Source organism: Mesorhizobium prunaredense (assembly GCF_900156895.1).
GTDB lineage: Bacteria > Pseudomonadota > Alphaproteobacteria > Rhizobiales > Rhizobiaceae > Mesorhizobium > Mesorhizobium prunaredense.
In genome coordinates, this window is record NZ_FTPD01000067.1 from 448,577 (window position 1) to 471,537 (window position 22,961).

Below are 22,961 nucleotides of genomic sequence, written 5' to 3' on the forward strand. Positions count from 1 at the left end.
GACACCGGGAGACTTCTCGATGACATCCAACAGCTTTTTGCGCGCGGCGAGGCGGACGTTGACCGCGGGTGCTGCAGCACTTCTTATCGGCGCCGCTACCGTCCCGTCGCTGGTGACGCCCGCGGCCGCCGACGACGGTCCGGCTTCGGTCGCCGATCTCGCGCAGGGCCTGCTCGGCGCCGTGGTCAATATATCGACCTCGCAGAGGGTGAAGGGCACGGAAGGCCCGGGCGCGGTGCCGATGCCGCAGCTTCCAGAGGGCTCGCCCTTCCAGGACTTCTTCGACGATTTCTTCAAGAACCGTCCCGGCGAACAGGGCAACCCCTCGCAAAAGGTGCAGTCGCTGGGCTCAGGCTTCGTGGTCGACGCCGAGCAAGGCATTGTGGTGACGAATAACCACGTGATCGCCGATGCCGACGACATCGAGGTGAATTTCTCCGACGGCGTGACGCTGAAGGCGACGCTGGTCGGTACCGACACCAAGACCGACGTGGCGGTGCTGAAGGTCGATCCGAAAGGGCACAAGCTGACGGCGGTGAAATTCGGCGATTCCAGCAAGATGCGCGTCGGTGACTGGGTGATGGCGATCGGCAATCCGTTCGGCCTCGGCGGCACCGTGACGGTCGGCATCGTCTCGGCCCGCAACCGCGACATCAATTCCGGCCCGTATGACGATTTCATCCAGACCGATGCCGCGATCAACCGCGGCAATTCCGGCGGGCCGCTGTTCAACAGCGCCGGCGAGGTGATCGGCATCAACACGGCGATCATCTCGCCGTCCGGCGGCTCGATCGGCATCGGTTTTTCCATTCCCTCGCAGCTGGCGTTGGGCGTCGTCGACCAGCTCCGCCAGTTCGGCGAGACGCGGCGCGGCTGGCTCGGTGTGCGCATCCAGCCGGTGACCGACGACATTGCCGAGAGCCTCGGCATGGCGACCGCCAAGGGCGCGCTGGTCGCCGGCGTCATCAAGGGCGGGCCTGTCGACAACGGCACCATCCTGGCGGGCGACGTCATCATCAAGTTCGACGGCAGGGACGTCAATGAAATGCGCGACCTGCCGCGCGTCGTCGCCGAGAGCACGGTCGGCAAGGCTGTCGACGTGGTCATCGTGCGCAAGGGCGTCGAGCAGACCGTGAAGGTGACGCTTGGCCGGCTCGAAGATGGCGAAAAGCTTGCCAGCGGCGAGAACGGCAATACCGACAAGGACACTGGCGACGAGGCGCCTGCCGTCTCGACGGCTTCCGTGCTCGGCATGACCGTTGGCGAGCTCAACGACGAGACGCGGACGAAATTCGGCATCGCCGCCGAAGTCTCCGGCGTCGTCATCACCGACGTCGCCAAGGATTCGGCCGCTGCCGAACGCGGCATCCAGGCCGGCGAGGTGATTACCGAGATCGCGCAGGAATCGGTCGCCACGCCCAAGGATGTCATGGACCGGATTGCTGCGCTGAAGGAGCAGGGACGTAAGAATGCGCTGCTGATGCTGGCGTCGAAGAGCGGCGAATTGCGGTTTGTGACGATCCGGATGGACTGAGCCGGAGGCACGTGCTGATGGTGTGTCGCTGAACCAGTGGATCGCGTCGGCCGCGGCGCAAAAGGTTGGAGCGATGGAGACAGCGGCCGATTTCCTGCGTCGACGGGCTGGTGATGCATCGGGCGATGATTTCGCGAAAGTGCTCGATCGGGTCGGCGCCAAACCGCCGCAACCCGGCGACGAGCTGCCGTTTAACAAGCACTGATCAGGGCCGGTTTTTTTGCCAATCCGTGGCTGTCAGCCTGTAGAACACGTGCCGCTTGAGCATGGCGTGGCTGTCCGGAATGCCGGGGTGGTCGAAATCGCTGGCCGGGTCGGGGGTCATGCCCAGGCGTTCCATGACGGCGGTGGACCGGCTATTGTCCTTCACGGCGAAGGATACGATTTCGTCGAGGCCAAGCGTTTCGAAGCCATAGGCGAGCCAGGCTTCGGCCGCCTCGGTGACATAGCCATGGCCCCAGAATTCGGGCGCCAGACGCCAGCCGATCTCGACGGTGCCGGCCGGCAGGAACGGCAAATGATCGGTGTCGAGGAGACCGACAAAGCCGATGCATTGGCGCGTTTCAATTATCTCGGCGGCAGCGAAACCGTAGCCATCCTCGGCAATCCAGGCGCGGAACTCGTCCATCTTGGCGTCGGCCTGCGCGCGGTCGCGGCGAAACGGAAAGAATTCCATGACGCGCTCGTCGGAGTTGATGCGGTAGAAGAGCTCGCGGTCGCGATCCTCCCAGTTGCGCAGGATCAGGCGTTCGGTGCGGATCGGCGTCACTCCACAAACTCCTCCCGCCGGTAGCCCTGCAGATAGAGAAGCGCGGTCAGGTCGCCATGGTCGATGCGGAATTTTGCCTCCACCGCCACGACCTGCTTGGCATGAAGCGCCACACCGGTGCCGGCAAGGCGGATCATGTCGAGGTCGTTGGCGCCATCGCCGACAGCAATGGCGTCGGCGGTCGTCAGCCCGAGGCGCGCCGAAACCTCAAGCAGCGCATCGGCCTTGGCGGCACGCCCCAGGATCGGCTCGGCGACCAGCCCGGTAAAGCGGCCATCCTGCTCGATCAGGCGGTTGGCGCGGTTCTCCTGAAAGCCGAGCATGGCGGCGATGCGTGAGGTGAAGACGTTGAAGCCACCCGACACGAGTGCAGTCCACGCGCCGTTGGCCCGCATGGTCTGGACAAGCGCGCGGCCGCCGGAAGCGAGCGTCAGGCGATTGGCGATGATGCGGTCGACCACGGCAGTGTCGAGACCTTTCAGCAGCGCCACCCGCTCGCGCAAGGCCGGCTCGAAAGCGATCTCGCCATTCATCGACCGCGCCGTGATGGCGGCGACGTAATCCTTGACGCCGATCTCGTCGGCGAGCTCATCTATGCACTCCTGGTCGATAACGGTCGAATCCATATCGGCGATAAGGATTTTCTTCCGCCGTCCCTCGGGCCGCTGAACGATCACGTCAACCGGTTCGGGTGCAAGCACGGCGCGCAGGCTGGCGGTCGTTTCAGCGGCTTCGGCCGTCTCGGGCAGAGCGAATTCGCAGGCGATGCCTTCGGCCAGCCAGCGAACAGTGCTTGCGCCGACCGACCGTGACGCCATATTCGCAAGCGCCGGCGACAATGCGCGGCCGGCGGGATGGGATACAAGCGTGGCGATCAGCGGCATCGAAAATTCCGGCGGGCAGGCGGGCGAGGGCCGCGTTAAGAACGCGATCCTGATAGCCGGGCCGACCGCCAGCGGCAAGTCCACCCTTGCGCTCGACCTCGCCGAGCGCAACGGCGGCGTCATCGTCAACACCGATTCTATGCAAGTCTATTCGGTGCTCGACGTGCTGACGGCGCGGCCGACTGCTGCCGAACTCGCTCGCGTCCCGCATTTCCTCTACGGACATGTCCATCCCTCCACCGCCTATTCCACCGGCGCCTGGCTGCGCGACGTGATGAAGCTCATCGACGACGGTACGTTCGTCGAACGGCCGGTGATTTTCGTCGGCGGTACCGGGCTTTATTTCCGGGCGCTTGCGGAAGGCATTTCGGAAATGCCCGGCATTCCGCAGTCGATCCGTGATCGCTGGCGCTACGAACTCCAGGAGCAGGGCGCAGCCAAGCTGCACCGCATCCTGCTGCGCGAGGATTCTGCAGCCGGCATGATGCTGAAGCCGACCGACGGCCAGCGCATCGTGCGGGCGCTGGAGGTGCTCGACGCATCGGGCCGTTCCATCCTGGAATGGCAGGCGGCGCGCGGCCGTCCACTGATCGACAGGGCCAGCACGCGCTTCCTTGTGATCGAGCCGGACCGAGCGGAGCTGGTGGAGCGGATCGAGGCGCGGTTCGACCGCATGATGGAGAAGGGCGCTCTCGACGAGGTCAGGCAGATCACCGATCTTGGCCTCGATCCGGACTTGCCGGCGATGAAAGCGATCGGCGTTCGCGAGCTCCAGGCCGCAATGGCCGGCGAGCTGAGTTTTCCCGAAGCGATCGAGCGCGCGAAGATCGCGACGCGACAGTATGCCAAGCGCCAGGCGACCTGGTTCAGGCATCAGTTGGGTCCGGAATGGCTGAGATTTGCGCCCTGGTGATCGTGTGGAATCCACGATCCTGGATACCCTTTCCAGTGCAACCTGAAAAGTTGACTTTAAAGGAAGACTTCCCGTTGAAGTTGTCCTAATTAACTCTCCGTAAGGCCGTCGATGCCATAACGTCTTTGGGGTTTTGCAACGGGGAGCAGATGCGTTTTCACAAGGCGGAATCAGCCTTTTTCGTCTTCATCTTCGTGATCCTGGCCGCCGGCCTGGTGACGCTTCACGCCTATGGGCTTCTGCAGGCGCTCGCGGCGGAGATCAATACGCCTGCCGGGATTGAGAAGACCATTTATCTCAACAAGCTGTTGTTTGGGACCGGCGTTCTTTTGGCGACTGCCCTGTTCTTCGGCATTTTCTTCATCTACCCGCTGATCCGCAAGCAGGCGACGGAAGAAGGCAAGCTACGCGCCATGACGGTTTCGCTCAGCGCCCGTTCGGAAACGCTGGAGCATGCGGCGCTGACCGACGGCCTGACCGGCATGCAGAACCGGCGCTATTTCGACGATGCACTGAAGGAATATCTCGAGGAATTTCGTCGCATCGACAAGCCGGTCGGGCTGATGATCCTTGATCTCGACCATTTCAAGCAGGTCAACGATACCCACGGTCATGACGTCGGCGACGAGGTGTTGCGGGCGGTCGCCAATTGTCTCAAGGACATGACGCGTTATCACGACGTGGTGGCGCGGCTGGGTGGCGAAGAGTTCGCGGTGGTCACGCCCAACATGGATGGCGAACTTCTGTCCAAATTCGCCGAGCGCATCCGCAAGGCGATCGCCAGCATGTCGATACTATCGGGCAATGTCCGGCTGAAGATCACCACCAGCGTCGGTCTTGCCGTCTGGGATCGCAAGGAAACCGCCGAAGAGTTCTATCGCCGCGCCGATCGCCAACTCTACGAGGCCAAGAGGCAAGGCCGCAACCGCGTCTGCGCCTGAAATCCCGTCATTAAATTCGTGATGCTGGCCGTCTGGTGCCGTTTTCTGCGCTACTACAGCGCCGCGCGTCCTTTTGGACGCGCAAAGGACGCTATAGCATTTTGATTGTGCATGATCCTTTCCGAAAATCGATCTCGATTTTCGGGGTCATGCGCGTGCTCACGGACTAAATGTCCGCTCCGCTCCGGTTCTCGAAAACGACGCCATCCGACTCAGCCTGACGAATTTCCTGACGGGATTTACCCTGGGCTTGACAGGCTGACAGGTCTGCAACGGAAGCTCGATGGGCTCGGCGGCTTGAAGCCGCCCGATCAATCGTTCTGCGGGCGCAGGCCGAAGGTTGTCGGCCTGAGGCCATAGCGCATGTCGAAATCGTCGTCGGGTTGGACGCGCGGGGCGGGCGGCTTGCGATAGTCGGGATCGCCGGCCTGCCGGCTCGAATCGACGACTTCGGCGAAGGCCATCGCCTGCTGCGGTTTTGGCACGTTGCGAAGCCTTTCGACGATCGCCACCAGATCGACATCATTGCCAACCTTGGACGGCAAGGCTTCCTCGCGCTTGGCCGTGCCCGGGATCAGGCCCTCGGACAGTTTTTCGAATTTCATTCGCATGGTCGTCGCCACGCCTTCACCAAAGGCGATGGCTTCGCGCTGGCCCATCGAAGACAGGAATGCCAGTGTCGAGGCCGAGGAATCGGCGATCGCCGAGCGGATGATCGCCTGGTCCTGCTCGTTGGCGAGCCGCATCGCAAAAAAGGTCGAGCACTGCGACAGGATGGTGGGGTCGAGTTCGCCCGGGCGCTGGGTGACGATGCCGAGATAACAACCATATTTGCGGCCTTCCTTGGCGATGCGCGACAGCGCGTGCCGGGTCGGCGCGAAACCAAGGCGCGGATCGGCCGGCATGTAGCGGTGCGCTTCCTCGCACAGCAAAAGCAGCCGCAGCCGGCCTTCGCTCCACAGCGCCAGGTCGAAGGCCAGACGCGCCAGCACCGAGCAGACGGAATTGACCACTTCCGAAGGCATGCCTGCCATCTCGAAGCAGGTCACCGGGCGCCCGTGATGCGGCACGCGGAAAATGTTGCCGATCGTCTCGTGGATGGTGTCCTCGATCAGCCGCGAGTTGAACATGAAGCGGTAGCGCGGATCCGAGGCTGCCGATTCGATGCGCGTCTTCAGCGATTTGAGGGTGGGGCGGTCGTTCTTGCTTTCCAGAAGTCCCATGCGCTCGTCGATCTGCTTGATGAGATCGACAATGCGATAGGGCACTGGCGTGTCCGCGGTCAGCGCATCGCTGCCGCGCCTGAGATAAGTGCCCGAATTCGGGTTGCGATAAAGGTTTTTGGCCGCGGGAATGAGATCGCGCAAGGCGTCCACCTCTTCCGGCACGATCTCTCGACCGCGAAACAGCACTTCAGCAAACTCCTCGAGCTTGAACATCCAGAAGGGCAGGTCCAAGGTGGTCGAATCGACCCTGACGCAGTGCTCTGGCAACGATGCGGCGAACTCGTTGTGCGGATCGAGGATGAGAACGCGCAGGTCGGGTCGAGCGGCGATCGACTTGCGCAAAAGCAGCGAGACGGCGGTGGATTTGCCGACGCCGGTGGTGCCGACAATAGCGAAATGGCGCGCCAGCGTGTCGTCGATAGCGATGTGGGCGTCGATCGCCTCATCCTGTGACAGCGTGCCGATGGTGATCGAGTGACGCCCGGCAAGGTCATAGACCGCCTGCAGGTCGCGACTGCGGATGCGGTGGGCGATGGCGCCGATATGCGGATAGGTGGTGATACCGCGGTCGAAAATCGGTTTGGCGCCGGGCTCGGCGCCGTCGCGCACCTCGCCGATGAGCTCGATACTGACCTCGATCGGGTTCTGGCCCTCATCGTGCCAGGCGCGATCCGACTTGCCGACCGCGTAGACCAGCCCGACGGTTCGCGTGTTGCCAAGGTTGATGGAGATCATCTTGCCGACGCTCCAATGGCCGGTGACCGTGCCTACGATGTCGGCGGCATGGGCGCTGATGGTGGCGCGCGCGCCGTCGCACTGGACGACATTGCCCAGAACGCGCTTGTCGCTCTGCTCCGCCTTGCGGCGCTCCTGCAATGTCGGCTCTCCAACGGAGACTTCGCGGTCGACGAACATGGACAGGCTGTTCCCCATTTCCCTTTTCCATTTTCCCCAGAGCGATCGACCTTACGCCGACGGGGTTAAGGTGGGGTGAGGTCGGATGGTGTAGGGACCATTAAGCCGGTCGCGAAAATTGAACCGATCGGCATCAGCCAATCCCGGCGACAGCCTCGAATTTCTATCCCGCGTGGTGGACCTGCTGCAGCCCGTAGACCGGCGTCGCGATGCCCTCGTGCCGTGCTTTCAACTGCAGCGACAGGAACTGCGAATAGTGGCGTGACTGGTGCAGATTGCCGCCGTGGAACCAGAGCGCTTCCTGTTGTGTCGGCTTCCACATGTTGCGCTGCTCGCCCTCCCAAGGACCGGGATCCTTGGTGGTGTTCGAGCCGTGCCCCCAGCATTTCCCGACTTTGTCGGCGACCTCTTTCGAGATCAGCTCCGCCGCCCAGCCGTTCATCGAACCGTAGCCGGTGGCATAGACGACGACATCGGCCGGCAGCTCGGTGCCGTCGCTGAGCAGGACCGAATGTTCCTTGATCTCCTTCACGTCGATGCCGCTCTTCAGCTTGATGGCGCCGTCGATGATCAGCTGGGAGGCGCCGATATCGATATAGTAGCCGGAACCGCGCCTGAGATATTTCATGAACAGGCCCGAACCGTCGTCGCCCCAGTCGAGCATGAAGCCAGCTCTTTCCAGGCCCTCGTAGAAGGCGGCATCACGCTCCTTCATCTTCTCGTAGAGCGGGATCTGGAATTCGTGCAGGATCTTGTAGGGCAGCGAGGCGAAGATGAGATCGGCCTTGGCCGTGGTCATGCCGTTTTGCACGGCCTGCTCCGAATAGAGGGCTCCGAGCCCGATATCCATCAGCGTGTCGGATTTGACGATGTGCGTGGTCGAGCGCTGCACCATGGTGACGTCGACGCCGGCTTCCCAGAGTGCGGCGCAGATATCATGCGCGGAATTGTTCGACCCAATGACGACGACTTTCTTGCCAGCGTAGCTGTCTGGACCGGGATGTTTCGAGGAATGGTGCTGGTCGCCCTTGAAATTCTCCATGCCTTTGAACTGCGGGATGTTGGGCCGGCCCGACATGCCGGTGGCCAGCACCAGCTGCTTCGGCTTCAGCGTGATGTCCTTGCCGTCGCGATGGACGACGACCGTCCATTCCTTCTTCTGATCGTCGTAGGTGGCGCTCATGGCCTGCGTGGAGGACCAATAGTTCAGCTCCATGACCTTGGTGTACATTTCCAGCCAGTCGCCGATCTTGTCCTTGGGCGAGAAGACCGGCCAGTTCCGAGGAAAGTCGATATAGGGTAGATGATCGTACCAGACCGGATCGTGCAGGCAGAGCGACTTGTAACGTTTGCGCCATGAATCTCCGGCCCGCTCGTTCTTCTCGACGATGATGGTCGGCACGCCGAGCTGCCGCAGCCGGGCACCGAGCGCGATGCCGCCCTGGCCGCCGCCGATGATCAGCGTGTTGGGCTGATTGACAAAGCCGAGGTCGGTCGCCTCCTTCTCGCGCTCCTCCTTCCAGGTCGGCCGGTTTTTGCCGTGACCGTGCTTGGCACCCATCGGCCGGGCGAAGCCGGCGGGTTCCTCATGGCCCTTCAGCTCGACCATGGTGGTGAGCAGCGTCCAGATCTTGCCGTTCTTCAGCCTGATATGGCCGAAGCCGCGCGCAACCTCCGTTTCGAAACTGATCCAGCCTTCGAGCAGCCCGTCGCTCTCTGTGGCGTCTTCGCCTTTCGCAAGCGCCCAGTTCGATGGCTTTATCGTCGCCAACTGGCTCATCAGCATATCGCGCACCTGGTCGCGACCTTCCATGGTCTTGATGTTCCAGGTGAAGGTCACCAGATCGCGCCAGTAGCAGTCTTCCTGAAAGCACCCGACCGCCCCGTCGATGTCGCCGGCGGCGAGCGCTGCGCTGAATTGGTCGAGCACGTCGGATAGTTTCTTGGCTGGGGGCTTGTCGAGCATCAAATTTCCTCCCGTGAAGTGCTGGTCGTCATCGCGGCTTGCCGGACCCTCCCAGGCCGGTCGACCGGAGTATCGCGGCAAACTGTGCGCCGCGTCACGTCGTCAAATAGTTTGGCGCGGTTTCAATGGCTTATCGGGATGATCGCGGCCCTTTGTACTGCCGGCGATCGTACCGGAGCGGTGTCTTGTGGCGAAAATAGCTGGCTCGATGCGATGATGGACAACCGGCGCGTCTGATATGCAGGGTCAAAGCCTTTCTGGCGTCTTTCATATTCGCCGTTGACAGCGGCGCAAAACCAATTCTATTGTCCGCCACCATGAAAACGGCACTCATTCTCGTAGTAGGAAAGCGTGTGGGCAAGGCGGTGTAACCGCCGGGCGAAAACCTCCCATGCGCAGACACAGGCTCCCTCGGGGGGCCTTTTTTATTGCCCGAAACACGACTAAACGACCAGCAATCGCCCGATGGCGGACAATACGGGACCAGACCGATGAGCAGTGGACAGAACGAACGGCGCGAAATGCCAAGGACCGAAATGACTGGTGCCGAAATGGTGGTGCAAGCGTTGAAGGACAACGGCGTCAAGCATGTTTTCGGCTATCCGGGCGGCGCAGTTCTCCCGATCTATGACGAGATCTTCCAACAGGACGAGGTCGAGCACATCCTCGTCCGTCACGAGCAGGGCGCCGGTCATGCGGCGGAGGGCTATGCGCGCTCGACCGGCAAGGCCGGCGTCATGCTGGTGACATCGGGGCCGGGCGCCACCAACGCGGTCACACCGCTGCAGGATGCGCTGATGGATTCGATCCCGCTGGTCTGCCTGACCGGTCAGGTGCCGACCTCGCTGATCGGCTCGGATGCCTTCCAGGAGTGCGACACGATCGGCATCACGCGGCCCTGCACCAAGCACAATTGGCTGGTGAAAGACGTCAACGATCTCGCGGCGATCATCCATGAGGCCTTTCACGTCGCGACGACAGGTCGCCCCGGTCCGGTCGTCGTCGATATCCCGAAGGACGTGCAGTTCGCCAAGGGCATCTATGTGCCGCCGCAGACGGCGCCGCGCACGAGCTATCAGCCTAAGGTCCAGGGCGACCTGGAAAAGATCAAGGCCGCGGTCGAGCTGATGGCCAACGCGAAAAGGCCGATCCTCTATACGGGCGGCGGTGTCATCAATTCCGGCCCGGAAGCCAGCCATTTGCTGCGCGAACTGGTCGACCTGACCGGGTTCCCGATCACCTCGACGCTGATGGGCCTTGGCGCCTATCCGGCTTCGGGCAAGAACTGGATGGGCATGCTCGGCATGCACGGCACCTATGAAGCCAACATGGCGATGCATGATTGCGACGTCATGGTCTGCATCGGCGCGCGCTTCGACGACCGCATCACCGGCCGGCTCACCGCGTTCTCGCCGAATTCGAAGAAAATCCATATCGACATCGATCCGTCGTCGATCAACAAGAACGTCCACACCGATGTGCCGATTATCGGCGATGTCGGCCGGGTGCTGGAGGATCTGGTGCGGCTGTGGCGGGCGACCGCCAGGGCCGACAAGAAGGCGCTGCACCCGTGGTGGGAGCAGATCGCGAAATGGCGGGCGCGGGATTCGCTTGCCTACAAGATGAACCACGACGTGATCATGCCGCAATATGCCGTGCAGCGGCTCTATGCGCTGACCAAGGACATGGACACCTACATCACCACCGAGGTCGGCCAGCACCAGATGTGGGCGGCGCAGCACTATCATTTCGAGAAGCCGAACCGCTGGATGACCTCCGGCGGGCTCGGCACGATGGGCTACGGCCTGCCGGCGGCGCTCGGCGTGCAGATTGCGCACCCGGATGCGCTGGTCATCGACATTGCCGGCGACGCCTCGGTGCAGATGACGATGCAGGAGATGAGTGCCGCGGTGCAGCACGAGGCGCCGATCAAGATCTTCATCCTCAACAATCAGTATATGGGCATGGTGCGGCAATGGCAGCAGCTTCTGCACGGCAACCGGCTGTCGCATTCCTACACCGAGGCGATGCCGGATTTCGTCAAGCTTGCCGAAGCCTATGGCGGCCACGGCATCCGCTGCGAGAAGCCGGACGAGCTGGACGACGCCATCAAGGAGATGATTTCGGTGAAAAAACCGGTCATCTTCGACTGTCGGGTCGCCACACTTGCCAACTGCTTCCCGATGATCCCGTCGGGCAAGGCGCATAACGAGATGCTGCTGCCGGACGAGGCGACCGACGAGGCGGTGGCAAACGCCATCGACGCCAAGGGCAGGGAACTGGTGTAACGCCTAATGCCCGAGCCGAGGCAGGGCTGTCGGAAGAAGCCGTGCGGAAACAGAAAAACAGCTCAAAGTTTGAAATCGAGATTCATGTCATGAACGCGCACCTTCAACCCACCGGTTCCGCCTACTTCATCGCCAAGGAGACGGAAAGACCGGAAATCCACACGCTTTCCGTGCTGGTCGACAATGAGCCGGGCGTGCTTGCCCGGGTCATCGGCCTGTTTTCCGGACGCGGCTACAATATCGAGAGCCTGACCGTTTCCGAAACCGAGCACGAGAAGCATCTGTCACGCATCACCATCGTGACGCGCGGCACGCCGCATGTGCTGGAGCAGATCAAGCACCAGCTCGAGCGCATCGTGCCGGTGCACCGTGTCGTCGACCTCACCGTGCGCTCGCACGAGCTCGGCCAGGAACGGCCGCTGGAGCGGGAACTCGCGCTGGTGAAAGTGGCCGGCACCGGCGAGGGCCGCGTCGAGGCGCTGAGGCTGGCCGATGCCTTCCGCGCCAGCGTCATCGACGCCAACACCGAGCATTTCATTTTCGAGATCACCGGCAAGGGCTCCAAGATCGACCAGTTCATCGCCATCATGAAGCCGCTCGGCCTGGTTGAGATCTGCCGCACCGGCGTGGCGGCGATGAATCGCGGCCCGCAAGGGATGTAAACCGTCTGACGCTATGGCTCCAACGCTCTGTCGCCGCCTGTTTGTTGGCTGCGGTCGTGGGCGGCCTTTGTGCGCCAGAACTAAAAAGACAATATTGCTGACCTGCTTGGGAGGAAGCCATGACCCTCGATGCATTTCTTGCCCTGCTGGTCTATGCCTTCGTGACTTCGATCACGCCGGGTCCGAACAACTTCATGCTTCTGGCTTCCGGCGTGAATTTCGGTTTTGCCAAAACCATTCCGCACATGCTGGGCATCAGCATCGGCTTCCTCGTGCTGTTGCTTGCCGTCGGCTTCGGTCTTGGCGCGGCGCTGACTGCGTTTCCGGTTCTCCACACCGCATTGAAGATCGCTGGCGGCGTCTATCTTCTCTATCTCGCCTGGAAGATCGCCATGTCGCGTTCGCTCAGCAGCAAGGGCGAGACCAAGGCGCGACCGATGCGCTTCATCGATGCGGCAGCGTTCCAGTGGGTCAATCCCAAGGCGTGGGTGATGGCGATCACCGCCATGGCCGTCTATGCCGTTCCGGAGCATCCGTTTCTGTCGGTGGCGCTGGTTTCGATAGCCTTCACCGTCGTCAACCTGCCGAGCGTTTCGGTGTGGGCAGGTTTCGGCACGGCGCTGCGCGGTTTTCTGTCGGACCCGGTGCGGCTGAAATGGTTCAACATCGCCATGGGCGTGCTGTTGGCGGCGACGCTGTGGCCGATGCTGCGGTAGGTTTATTGATGTTCAGGTCATGCCGGCCTGCAAATGCGCTTCCGGTTGCCAACTATACGCTCCGTTCCGTTTCTCGGAAACCATCATTTTGGTCGCTTGCCGCCTGTCTTCGACTCCGGCTCGGCCTGACCTGCAGCTCAACACACCTTAAGGAAAAATTGCTGGACGAACCACAGAAGGCGGCCGCGGAATAAGCCGCCGCGAGGTCGTCGGTTTCGCCTATGCTCAAGTCGTCGCGCTTGCGGCCGGAGCGGTGCGGTCGTAATCTGACGCCATGTCCCACGACCACGACAACGAGCTTGATCCTTTTGCCGCCCGGGTGCGGGCGCTGGAGACGATCCTCACCCAGAAAGGGCTGATCGATCCGGCCGCGATCGACGTGATCGTCGACACCTATGAGACAAAGATCGGTCCGCGCAACGGCGCCAAGGTGGTGGCGAAGGCGTGGGTCGAGCCGGACTTCGCTGTCTGGCTGAAACGCGACGCGACGGCGGCGATCGGTTCGCTCGGCTACACCGGCCGGCAGGGCGAGCACATGCAAGCCGTGTTCAACACGGCGGACACGCACAACCTCGTCGTCTGCACGCTGTGCTCCTGCTACCCGTGGTCGGTGCTCGGCCTGCCGCCGGTCTGGTACAAGGCGCCGCCCTATCGTTCGCGCGCGGTCATCGATCCGCGCGGCGTGCTAGAGGAATTCGGGCTGACCTTGCCGGCAACGACAAGAATCCGGGTGTGGGATTCGACCGCCGAATTGCGTTACCTGGTCGTGCCGATGCGGCCGAAGGGCACCGAAGGCTGGAGCGAGGAGCGGCTGGCGGATCTGGTGACGCGCGACGCGATGATCGGCACCGGACTGGCGCGGGAGCCGGCATGAACGGGCCGCAGGATCTCGGCGGGCAGATGGCGTTTGGGCCGGTCGCGCCCGAAAAGGACGAGCCCTGTTTCCATGCCGACTGGGAAAGGCGGGCGCTTGGCGTGACCTTGTGCGCCGGCGCCATGGGCGCCTGGACCATCGACGAGAGCCGGCATGCGCGGGAATCGCTGCATCCCGCCGACTATTATGGCTCGAGCTATTATGAGATCTGGATCAAGGCGCTCGAAACCTTGCTGAAGCGGCACGGCTTCGTCAGCGACCGCGATCTGGCCGCGGGCAAGGCGGTCGACCCTGCCGCGATGCCAAAGCGGGTGCTGAAGGCCGAAAACGTGCCTGATGTGTTGGCCAAGGGCGGACCATGCGACCGGCCGATCGCCACGCCGGCCCGGTTCAAGGCAGGCGATCTGGTGCGCACGAAGAATTTCCATCCGGCCGGCCACACAAGGCTGCCACGCTACGCACGCGGCAAGCAAGGCGCGGTCGAGGCGGTGCGCGCTGGTTTTGTCTTCCCCGACACCAATGCACATGGCCAAGGCGAGAACCCGCAATGGGTCTATACGGTGGTTTTTGACGGCGCGGAGATCTGGGGCGAGGGCGCCGACCCGACGCTGAGCGTGTCGATCGACGCCTGGGAGAGCTATCTTGAGCCGGCGTGAGGCGAAGTCAGCCACCGCCACGCTGCCGGCGGGCGTCGATGCGCCGGTATTCGCCGAGCCGTGGCAGGCGGAAGCCTTCGCCATGACGGTCGCGCTGCACGGCAACGGCCTGTTCTCCTGGAGCGAATGGGCGGACGCCCTGTCCGCCGAGGTCAAGCAGCCTGATGCCGCAAGCGATGGCCACGATTATTACGAGCACTGGCTGGCGGCGCTGGAGAATTTGCTGTCGGCCAAAGGGGTTGCCGGCAAGGGCGACATCGATGCGCTCGCTGCCGCCTGGGAACGCGCCGCGCATGCAACGCCGCACGGCAAGCCGATCCTGCTCGAGAACGATCCCGGCCCGACCGGCTAGGTCGTGGCCCGCCCGACCGAAGGTCGTGGCGCCCCGGCCGGCTAGACCATCTCGAACCATGTTCGTTCTCTTTACGTTCTGATCTCTGCCTGATAAATTGCGTCATTGGCGGCGGTGCAGGCCGCCGCCGACGAACGTGGTGGCCTTGTCTTTCCCTCGCGAATCCGGTCTCTCGCGCTGATGGAATTCTCTCCTCAACAGGACGATGCGCTGAAGGCGGTCGCCACCTGGCTCAAGACCGGAAAGCCGCAGCTGTTCCGGCTGTTCGGCTATGCCGGCACCGGCAAGACGACGCTGGCGCGCTATTTCGCCGAGCATGTCGACGGCCAGGTGCAGTTCGCCGCCTTCACCGGCAAGGCGGCGCAGGTGCTGCGTTCCAAGGGCGCGGTCAATGCCCGCACCATCCATTCGCTGATCTACCGGCCGAAGGGCGAGGAATCGGTGGCGGATGAGGTGACCGGCAAGACTTCGATGTCGCCGACCTTTTCGCTCAACCGGCAAAGCCCGATCTCGCGGGCCAAGCTCGTCGTCATCGACGAATGTTCGATGGTCGACGAGCAGCTCGGCCGCGACCTGAAGAGTTTCGGCACGCCGATCCTGGTTCTCGGCGATCCCGGCCAGTTGCCGCCGATCTCGGGCGGCGGCTTCTTCACCGAGCATGAGCCGGATATTCTGCTCACCGAGATCCACCGGCAGGCGCGCGACAACCCGATCATCCGGCTGGCGCTCGACGTCCGCGAGGGCCGCGAATTCATGCGCGGCGACTATGGCGCGGCGCAGGTGATCGGCAAGGAAGACGTCACCCAGGAACTGGTGCTGAAGGCGGACCAGGTGCTGGTCGGCACCAACAGGACGCGGCGCCGCTATAATCAGCGGCTGCGCGAGCTGAAGGGGTTCAATGCCGACTATCCACAGGCCGGCGACAAGCTCGTCTGCCTGCGCAACGATCCAGCCAAGGGTCTGCTCAACGGTTCGCTGTGGAAGGTGATGACCTCGTCGCGCGAGACGGTGAAACCCGGCATCAATTTGCTGGTCTCACCGGAGGAGGACGATCCGGACCGCGGCGTCGCCAAGATCAAGCTGCTCAAGGCGGCGTTCGAGGACCCGGACGCCGACATTCCCTGGCAGCAGAAAAAACGTTTCGACGATTTCGACTATGGCTACGCGCTGACCGTGCACAAGGCGCAAGGCTCGCAGTGGAACGAGATCGTGCTTTTCGACGAAAGCTGGGCGTTCAAGGAAACCCGCCAGCGCTGGCTGTACACGGCAATCACGCGCGCGGCGGAACGGCTGACGATTGTCAGATAGGCCGATCGAGCAGCCCCCATGGACTCGGAATCTGGGTGGTACTGCGTCAGCGTGGGGCCAGCGGTCTGGCGCCGAGCCATTCCCAGGCGGATGCTTCGTCCTTTGCCTCGAAATGCCTGAGCTCGACAGGCGAGGAAGCAGGCAGCAAGCTCTGTGCGTTGGGTACCCAGTTCGGCTCGCCGACCGCAGCGCAGCGGCCGACATGCTCCACCGCATGGGCCGTGCCCTGTTCAAGCGTTTCGTCCGACACATCGGCCCAATCGACGCCTTCATGGTCGATCAGGCGCACCAGCACGTCGATTTTCGGGTGCAGCGCGTAAGCCGCCTCCAGCAAACCGAACAGGTTTTCCGCGTCGGCAGCCGTGACATGGCCGACGACGTCGATGGCGAACAGGTCGTCGCGGTCGGTGTCGATGCGGCGAACCGCCGGCACGTCTTCAAGATAATTCACGGGTCTTCCTCTTGCTGGATATTATACCTCCCCCTGGAACACCGGAAACCCCCTGTCTGTTCCCGCCAAAGGCGGTATAGATGCCGCGATTATATCCGGACCCGAGAAGCCATGCCTGCAAAACTCTCCGTCAATCTCAATGCCATCGCCATGCTGCGCAACCGGCGCGACCTGCCGTGGCCAAGCCTCATCGGGCTCGGGCGCCTGGCGCTGGCCGCGGGCGCGCATGGCCTGACCGTGCATCCGCGGCCAGACGAGCGGCACACCAGGCATTCCGACCTGCCGGCGATCAGGGCGCTGATCGATGACGAATTCCCCAAGGCAGAGTTCAACATCGAGGGCTATCCAAGCGAGGATTTCCTGGCGCTTGTGGAAAAGCACCAGCCGGAGCAGGTGACGCTGGTGCCCGACGACCCTGCCCAGGCTACCTCCGACCATGGCTGGAACTTTGCCGCCGAGGCGGCGTTCCTGACACCGATCGTCAAACGGCTGAAAAAGGCGGGCATTCGCGTGTCGTTGTTTTCCGACCCCGATCCGTCGGGCATGAACGCCGCGCGCGACACCGGCGCCGACCGGATCGAGCTCTACACCGGTCCATATGGCAGCTATCATTCTGATTCGGAAAAAGCGGCGAACGAGCTGGAAAGATTGGGAAAAACCGCGGATGCCGCGCTTGCCGCCGGGCTTCAGGTCAATGCCGGCCATGATCTGGTGGTGAGCAACCTGCCGGCATTGGCAAAACGCATCCCGGCATTGGCCGAAGTGTCGATCGGACATGGGTTGACAGCCGATGCGTTGGAGTATGGCATGGCCGGCACGGTCAAAAGATTTCTGAAGGCCTGTGGGTGGTAGAGATGGAAGCCTCGCTTTGCGGACATGGCAGCCATCACGTTGGGGCACTTGATATTGCATCGCAGCAAGCGTAGAGCACCGCGCGCTTATCGGAGTGTTGTCCATGGCCCTTACCAACAGTGGTAGTGAGGCAGAACCCGTCGAACAATCGAGCCATCCTGAGGTCGAACAGCACAGCACCAAGGTTCTGATGCTGGGCGCGCTCGGCGTGGTCTATGGCGATATCGGCACCAGCCCGATCTACGCATTCCGCGAGGCGTTGCACGCTTCGGCGGGCGGCAATGTCGCCGACCGCGGGGATATCCTTGGCGTGCTGTCGCTGATCATCTGGTCGCTGACGATCATCGTGACCATTAAATACATCATGTTCGTGCTGCGTGCCGACAATGGCGGCGAGGGCGGGGTGCTGTCACTGATGGCGCTGGCGCGTGGCAGTTTCCCGAAGCGGTCAGCGGCGATCCTCGGCATCGGCATCGTCGGCGCGGCACTATTTTTCGGCGACGCAGTCATCACCCCGGCAATTTCAGTGCTATCGGCGGTCGAGGGCATGAATGTCGTAACGCCCACGTTCCAGCCTTATGTGGTGCCGCTGACGCTGGTCATCCTGGCGATCCTGTTTGCGGTGCAGCGATTCGGAACCGGCGGCGTGGCGCTGATCTTCGGTCCGATCACCGCGGTCTGGTTCCTGGCGATCGGACTTTCCGGGTTGAACCACATCATGGACGACCCGGAAATCCTGCTGGCAATCAGCCCGCATTACATCGTTGCATTCCTGGTCAATTCGCCTGATGTCGCCTTCGTGACCATCGGCGCCATCTTCCTCGCGGTCACTGGCGCCGAGGCGCTCTATGCCGATCTCGGCCATTTCGGGCGCAAGCCGATCGTGCTTGCCTGGCTGGCGGTAGTGTTTCCTTGCCTGCTGCTCAACTATGCCGGGCAGGGCGCTTTCGTGCTGGCGCATGGTGGTACCGTCGGTCATCCCTTCTTCGAGATGAACGAAGGCTGGACGCTGATACCCATGGTGGTGCTGGCGACGGCGGCCACCGTGATCGCCAGCCAGGCGGTGATTTCAGGCGCTTTCTCGCTGACCAGGCAGGCGGTACAGCTCAACATGCTGCCTCGGCTGCAAATCCTGCATACGTCGGAAAAACAGTCCGGCCAGATCTACATGCCGCGCGTCAACTTGCTGCTGGCGCTGGTGGTGATGCTGCTGGTCGTCGGTTTCGGCGAATCCAGCAGACTGGCGGCGGCTTATGGTATTTCGGTGACCGGCAACATGCTGGTGACGACTGTGCTGCTCTACGTGATCATGGCCCGCATCTGGAAATGGCAGCTCTGGCTGGCCACCAGCCTGACGGCGCTGTTCGTATTTATCGATATCGGCTTCTTTGGCTCCAACATCGTCAAGGTGTTCGAAGGCGGCTGGGCGTCACTCGCTGTGGCCTTTGCAGTCGTGCTGGCCATGTGGACCTGGGTACGCGGCAGCCGCTACCTGTTCGACAAGACCCGCAGGAACGAGATTCCGCTCGATTTCCTTGCCGGCAATCTGTTGAAGAAGAAACCGCAGCTGGTGTCGGGAACGGCCGTGTTCCTGACCAGCGACCCCATGAGCGCACCGACTGCGCTGATGCACAGCCTGAAGCACTACAAGGTGCTGCACGAACAGAACGTCATCCTCTCGGTGGTGACAGCGCAGCAGCCTGTCGTGCCCGACAGTGACCGGGTCAAGATGGAAACGATCAACGATCTGTTCATGCGGGTGACACTGACCTTCGGCTACATGGAACAGCCCAACATCCCGCGTGCGCTGGCGATCTGCCGCAAGCAGGGCTGGAAGTTCGACATCATGACGACCTCCTTCTTCCTGTCGCGGCGTTCGCTCAAGGCGTCACCCAATTCCGGCATGCCGGTGTGGCAGGACAAGCTGTTCATCGGCTTGGCGCGCACGGCAGCCGATGCGACGGAGTATTTCCAGATCCCGACCGGACGTGTTGTCGAGATCGGAACGCAGGTGGCTATCTAGGGCATGCCGATATTCAGGTGATGCCGGCCTGCGAACGGCGGGTTCCTGCGCTTCCCTACAGCGCCGCGCGCCCTCTTGGGCGCGCAAAGGACGCTGTAGAACTTTGATTTGCGCATGACCTTTCCGAAATCGATCTCGATTTCGGGGTCATGCGCGGGCTCACGTACCCGAAAGTACGCTCCGCTCCGGTTCTCGGAACCCGCCATTCTCGACTCGGCCTGACCTGAATCTCGACATGCCCTAAACCACGGCCGACTTCAGCCGGCTAGAGCTGCCTTGTTCGCTTCAAGAAACTGCTTCAGCGATTGCGGCTTCCTGCCCGACAGTGACTCGATCGCGTCGGTCACCATGCCGATGCGGCCGGAGCGCGTGTTGGTGTCGAAGGAAGTGACGATTGGGGCAAAGCCCTCGGGAACGCCGGCAGCCTTCAGGCCCTCGGTCAACGCCTCGTCCGAAAGCTGGACGACCTCGATCGGCTTGCCGGTCACGTCGGTCACCAGGGCCGCGATCTCGGCGACCGTATGGGCCTGCGGACCGGTCAGCGTGTATGTCGTGCTTTCGGTGGCGCCCGAGGCAAGGCTGGCGGCGATCGCCGCGGCCATGTCGTCGCGAGCGCCATGGGCGATGCGGCCGTCGGCTGCGGATGTATACCAGTGTCCCGAGGCAATGGCGTGCGGCAGCGACATGAACAGGTTCTCCTGATACCAGCCGTTGCGGAAAATCGTGTAGGGGATGCCGCTCGCCTTGATCGCCTGCTCGGTCCCGTAGTGATCGCCCGCAAACAGCACCGGCGATCCCGGCTCAGGATTGGGCATTGAGGTGTAGAGCAGATGCGAAACGCCGGCCTGCCTGGCGGCTGCGACGGCATTCTCATGCTGCTTGAGCCGCTTGCCCCGAAGATCGATCTCGCCGGTTGAGACGATCAGGATCCTGTCGGCGCCCTTGAACGCTTCGACAAGCGACGCGGTGTCATCGAAATCGGCTTGCCTGATGATGACGCCGCGCGCTGCCAGTTCGGCGAGGTTGTCCGGATTGCGGGTGGCGGCGATGATGCGTGCGGGCGGAACCTTGAGCGTGTCCAGCAGATGATCGACGACGCCGCGGCCAAGCTGGCCGGAGGCGCCGGTGACGAGAAGGGTATCGGTCATGGGAAGTCCTGTCGTTGCGCCGGAGCGGCGGGTGCTTATATAAGTCTCAAAAAGAGACCAGCACTAAAATAGGAATTGACCGACCCTCGTAAAGAAGGCAGTTTTGCGGGAGGTAGGCAGGCGCAGGGAACCAGCGATGGACAGCAAAGTCGTCAGTCTGAAGTCGAAGCTCGAGATTTACAAAGCGTGCAGCGGCGGGGGCAACATTGCCGACTGTCCGGTGCGCGATGTAATCCAGGGCATCAGCAACAAATGGAGTTCGCTGCTGATGATGGCGCTGGCCGAAAAGCCGTACCGGTTCGGCGAATTGCGGCGGCTGGTGCCCGACATTTCACAGCGCATGCTCACCCAGACGCTGCACGATTTGCAGCGCGACGGTTATGTCCATCGCGAGGTCTTCCCGACCAAGCCGCCGAGCGTCGAATACAGTCTGACCGATCTCGGACGCTCGATGTTCGGACCCCTGCATCAACTGCTCCAATGGGCCGAGCTCAATCATGGCGCGGTGCGCGCCGCGCGGAACGCTTTCGACGCCGCCGACGCTTAACCAACTCCCAGAAGGATGGACGGTGGCTGGAACCGTGGTCGATCCGTTCAGGTATCAAGGAAGCGCAGTGGCCGCCTCGCTGCGGCGGATGAGTTTCGAAAGGTGCGAACCCTTCGCTTGCAGGAACGCATGAAGGCGCTGTGGATAGTCCGGGGTGACAGCGTCCTTCACCGACTGGCGTTCGTGCAATCGCTTTCGCCAGGCCTCGACACGAGGCTTTCCGCTCAGGATGCCGAACGCGCCGATCCGATCGAAGGCGTCGAAATAGCGGAAGATTGGCCCAAAGACAGCATCGACCAGTGAAAAGCGCTCGCCGGCAAACCATGGCCCAGCTCGGCCAGACGTCAGTTCTATTTCGAGACGATCGAACATTGCCGACAGAGCTTCGCTTTCGGCAAGGAAGGCGGCCTCGGTCGGTGCGGAATAGAACCGACCAATGGCGTTGAGGATGGCCGAGCCGAACTCGATCCAGGCGCGATGCCGGGCGCGGGCCAGCGGGTCGGCAGGGTGGAGTGGGTTGGCCAGCGTTTCCTCGAGAAATTCGAGGATGACCGCCGATTCGAAGATCACCGTTGCCTCGCCGTTCTGCGGCACGCGCAGCAGCGGTACCTTGCCGAGCGGCGATATCGCCTTGAACCAGGCCGGTTTTTTGGCGAGATCGACGGTGATCCGCTCGAACGGTACGTCCTTTTCGGCAAGCGAGATCGCCGCGCGCTGCACATAGGGGCAAAGGTGGTGGCTGACGAGAACGAGCTTGTCGGTCACCAGGCCGCCCGTCTCCGGGGTGTCGGCGATCTCGCAGATTTCATGTTTCATGGCAGTGCCTTCCGATATAAATGCATCTGCATCTATATAGATGCATTTGCATCCACTGGCAAGCTTGATGCAATTGCATCTATCACCTATGCTGCATCATGACGGAGAATCCTTCGCCGGCGGCCATCAAAGCCTGGGCGCGCCTGATGCGCGTTTCGCGCCAGCTGCTGGAAAGAGCCGAAGACGCGCTGAAGGACGCTGGCTTGCCACCGCTTGCCTGGCACGACGTGCTGCATGAGCTTGCCGAAGCCGGCGAGGGCGGCTTGCGGCCGTTCCAGCTGATCGAGCGCACCCTGTTTGCGCAGTACAACGTCTCGCGGCTGCTGGCGCGGCTCGAAGCGGATGGGCTGGTCGAGAAGCTCAGGGTTGCCGATGACGGTCGCGGACAGACTGTCCGCATTACGCGGAAGGGGCGCGAGGCGCGCCGCCGGATGTGGGCCGTCTACGGACGATCGATCGCCGAGCTGGTCGGCGCCAGGCTCTCCAATGATGACCTGGAAACCTTGTCGGCTCTGCTCGGGCGGCTGCGTCATCCGGCGACGCCGGAGTGATGTGGTCCCGTTGGCGCCGAAGGTCGATTGCAGCCGTCAGGCACTGCCCCAGAGGAATGCCAGTGCCGCCAGGACGCCAAGCATGACGCGAACCAGATGCAGATTGCCCCATTTGACGATCAATGACCGGGCCTGCCGATTGGAGGCGGCCGCGTCCATCGCTCCCAGCAATCGGTTTGTCGGCATCATTACGATCAGCGTCCATGGCCATGGCAGGATGATCAGCACCGCCCCGATGAGATAGGCGAGACTGCCGGTCTGCCACCAGGCAATGACACCAAGAACACAGGCGACGACGGCGATCGACGCCTGCATGGCGGCGCCGCGCTTGTAGGAAGGCTGCCATTCCTGCAGCAGTGCACGGTCGTCGAGGCGAAGCCGCGCCGGCTGCTCGGCAACGCTGATATAGATGGCGGCGCCCGCGAAAGCGGCGGCAACCGTCAATGCAAGCAGGCCGACGAGCATTTTTCTCTCCGCGACAAGTCGTTCGAGCGGTGGCCGTTCCGGTCGCGGCCGTCCCGGCCCAGAAGCGTCAAAAAGCGGAGATAGGGCTTGCACCGGGTCCGACA

General features: G+C 62.5%; 22 protein-coding genes and 1 pseudogene. 15 read left to right on the forward strand and 8 right to left on the reverse strand.

Annotated elements, in window-relative coordinates; genetic code table 11:
• Positions 1-19 precede the first annotated feature (19 nt).
• A complete protein-coding gene (locus BQ8794_RS31410; protein ID WP_077383301.1) occupies positions 20-1,534 on the forward strand; it encodes a DegQ family serine endoprotease in 1,515 nt (504 codons plus the stop codon).
• A 22-nt stretch (positions 1,535-1,556) separates the two neighbouring features.
• Positions 1,557-1,739 (forward strand): hypothetical protein, encoded by a 183-nt coding sequence (locus BQ8794_RS31415; RefSeq protein WP_244555173.1) that lies wholly within the window; start codon positions 1,557-1,559, stop codon positions 1,737-1,739.
• On the opposite strand, the gene BQ8794_RS31420 is transcribed toward BQ8794_RS31415, so the two are convergent.
• Both BQ8794_RS31420 and serB read right to left on the reverse strand, forming a co-directional pair.
• A complete protein-coding gene (locus tag BQ8794_RS31420; protein WP_077383304.1) occupies positions 1,740-2,303 on the reverse strand; it encodes a GNAT family N-acetyltransferase in 564 nt (187 codons plus the stop codon).
• Entirely contained in the window at positions 2,300-3,187 is an 888-nt protein-coding gene (serB, locus tag BQ8794_RS31425) for a phosphoserine phosphatase SerB (RefSeq protein ID WP_077383548.1), read from the reverse strand. The genes BQ8794_RS31420 and serB overlap by 4 nt, the downstream gene beginning before the upstream one ends.
• Between serB and miaA the strand changes: the two are divergent.
• Together miaA and BQ8794_RS31435 are read left to right on the forward strand one after the other, a co-directional pair.
• Positions 3,177-4,146, forward strand: a pseudogene (gene miaA, locus BQ8794_RS31430) (tRNA (adenosine(37)-N6)-dimethylallyltransferase MiaA). The gene serB and the pseudogene miaA overlap by 11 nt on opposite strands.
• A gap of 103 nt (positions 4,147-4,249) precedes the next feature.
• Complete coding sequence (locus BQ8794_RS31435; RefSeq protein ID WP_077383307.1) at positions 4,250-5,041, forward strand: GGDEF domain-containing protein; 792 nt, start codon at positions 4,250-4,252, stop codon at positions 5,039-5,041.
• A gap of 311 nt (positions 5,042-5,352) precedes the next feature.
• On the opposite strand, the gene BQ8794_RS31440 is transcribed toward BQ8794_RS31435, so the two are convergent.
• Together BQ8794_RS31440 and BQ8794_RS31445 are read right to left on the reverse strand one after the other, a co-directional pair.
• Positions 5,353-7,182 carry an ATP-binding protein gene (locus tag BQ8794_RS31440; protein WP_077383310.1) on the reverse strand — a complete coding sequence of 610 codons (1,830 nt, stop codon included), beginning with the start codon at positions 7,180-7,182 and terminating at the stop codon, positions 5,353-5,355.
• Positions 7,183-7,345: 163 nt separating this feature from the next.
• The gene (locus BQ8794_RS31445; RefSeq protein ID WP_077383313.1) at positions 7,346-9,148 is read right to left on the reverse strand and encodes an NAD(P)/FAD-dependent oxidoreductase; all 1,803 of its coding nucleotides are present in this window, start codon (positions 9,146-9,148) and stop codon (positions 7,346-7,348) included.
• Positions 9,149-9,639: 491 nt separating this feature from the next.
• Between BQ8794_RS31445 and BQ8794_RS31450 the strand changes: the two genes are divergently transcribed.
• The 7 genes from BQ8794_RS31450 (at position 9,640) to BQ8794_RS31480 (ending at position 16,004) form a co-directional block, all read left to right on the forward strand.
• The gene (locus tag BQ8794_RS31450) at positions 9,640-11,436 is read left to right on the forward strand and encodes an acetolactate synthase 3 large subunit (RefSeq protein ID WP_077383315.1); all 1,797 of its coding nucleotides are present in this window, start codon (positions 9,640-9,642) and stop codon (positions 11,434-11,436) included.
• A gap of 89 nt (positions 11,437-11,525) precedes the next feature.
• Positions 11,526-12,098 carry an acetolactate synthase small subunit gene (gene ilvN, locus BQ8794_RS31455; protein WP_077383552.1) on the forward strand — a complete coding sequence of 191 codons (573 nt, stop codon included), beginning with the start codon at positions 11,526-11,528 and terminating at the stop codon, positions 12,096-12,098.
• A 119-nt stretch (positions 12,099-12,217) separates the two neighbouring features.
• Complete coding sequence (locus tag BQ8794_RS31460; protein WP_077383317.1) at positions 12,218-12,814, forward strand: LysE family translocator; 597 nt, start codon at positions 12,218-12,220, stop codon at positions 12,812-12,814.
• Between the two features lie 274 nt (positions 12,815-13,088).
• A complete protein-coding gene (nthA, locus tag BQ8794_RS31465) occupies positions 13,089-13,688 on the forward strand; it encodes a nitrile hydratase subunit alpha (RefSeq protein WP_077383320.1) in 600 nt (199 codons plus the stop codon).
• The gene (gene nthB / locus BQ8794_RS31470) at positions 13,685-14,344 is read left to right on the forward strand and encodes a nitrile hydratase subunit beta (protein WP_077383322.1); all 660 of its coding nucleotides are present in this window, start codon (positions 13,685-13,687) and stop codon (positions 14,342-14,344) included. Before nthA ends, nthB begins: the two co-directional genes overlap by 4 nt.
• Positions 14,331-14,696 carry a nitrile hydratase accessory protein gene (locus BQ8794_RS31475; protein WP_077383324.1) on the forward strand — a complete coding sequence of 122 codons (366 nt, stop codon included), beginning with the start codon at positions 14,331-14,333 and terminating at the stop codon, positions 14,694-14,696. Before nthB ends, BQ8794_RS31475 begins: the two co-directional genes overlap by 14 nt.
• A gap of 180 nt (positions 14,697-14,876) precedes the next feature.
• Positions 14,877-16,004, forward strand: coding sequence for an ATP-dependent DNA helicase (locus BQ8794_RS31480; RefSeq protein ID WP_077383553.1), 1,128 nt, complete (start codon positions 14,877-14,879; stop codon positions 16,002-16,004).
• A gap of 46 nt (positions 16,005-16,050) precedes the next feature.
• Here the strand turns inward: BQ8794_RS31480 and BQ8794_RS31485 are convergent, their stop codons facing one another.
• The gene (locus BQ8794_RS31485) at positions 16,051-16,455 is read right to left on the reverse strand and encodes a SpoIIAA family protein (RefSeq protein ID WP_077383326.1); all 405 of its coding nucleotides are present in this window, start codon (positions 16,453-16,455) and stop codon (positions 16,051-16,053) included.
• Between the two features lie 111 nt (positions 16,456-16,566).
• On the opposite strand from BQ8794_RS31485, the gene BQ8794_RS31490 reads away from it, so the two are divergent.
• Complete coding sequence (locus BQ8794_RS31490; protein ID WP_077383329.1) at positions 16,567-17,307, forward strand: pyridoxine 5'-phosphate synthase; 741 nt, start codon at positions 16,567-16,569, stop codon at positions 17,305-17,307.
• A 103-nt stretch (positions 17,308-17,410) separates the two neighbouring features.
• On the forward strand, positions 17,411-19,330 hold the full coding sequence (locus BQ8794_RS31495; protein ID WP_077383330.1) for a potassium transporter Kup: 1,920 nt from the start codon (positions 17,411-17,413) through the stop codon (positions 19,328-19,330).
• 257 nt (positions 19,331-19,587) lie between these two features.
• Here the strand turns inward: BQ8794_RS31495 and BQ8794_RS31505 are convergent, their stop codons facing one another.
• On the reverse strand, positions 19,588-20,478 hold the full coding sequence (locus BQ8794_RS31505; protein WP_077383334.1) for an SDR family oxidoreductase: 891 nt from the start codon (positions 20,476-20,478) through the stop codon (positions 19,588-19,590).
• Between the two features lie 136 nt (positions 20,479-20,614).
• Between BQ8794_RS31505 and BQ8794_RS31510 the strand changes: the two genes are divergently transcribed.
• A complete protein-coding gene (locus BQ8794_RS31510) occupies positions 20,615-21,025 on the forward strand; it encodes a winged helix-turn-helix transcriptional regulator (protein ID WP_077383337.1) in 411 nt (136 codons plus the stop codon).
• Positions 21,026-21,079: 54 nt separating this feature from the next.
• Here the strand turns inward: BQ8794_RS31510 and BQ8794_RS31515 are convergent, their stop codons facing one another.
• Positions 21,080-21,841 carry a glutathione S-transferase family protein gene (locus tag BQ8794_RS31515; RefSeq protein ID WP_077383339.1) on the reverse strand — a complete coding sequence of 254 codons (762 nt, stop codon included), beginning with the start codon at positions 21,839-21,841 and terminating at the stop codon, positions 21,080-21,082.
• A 98-nt stretch (positions 21,842-21,939) separates the two neighbouring features.
• On the opposite strand from BQ8794_RS31515, the gene BQ8794_RS31520 reads away from it, so the two are divergent.
• Complete coding sequence (locus tag BQ8794_RS31520; protein WP_077383342.1) at positions 21,940-22,392, forward strand: MarR family winged helix-turn-helix transcriptional regulator; 453 nt, start codon at positions 21,940-21,942, stop codon at positions 22,390-22,392.
• 36 nt (positions 22,393-22,428) lie between these two features.
• Here the strand turns inward: BQ8794_RS31520 and BQ8794_RS31525 are convergent, their stop codons facing one another.
• Positions 22,429-22,857, reverse strand: coding sequence for an anthrone oxygenase family protein (locus BQ8794_RS31525; protein ID WP_077383344.1), 429 nt, complete (start codon positions 22,855-22,857; stop codon positions 22,429-22,431).
• Positions 22,858-22,961: the final 104 nt, after the last annotated feature.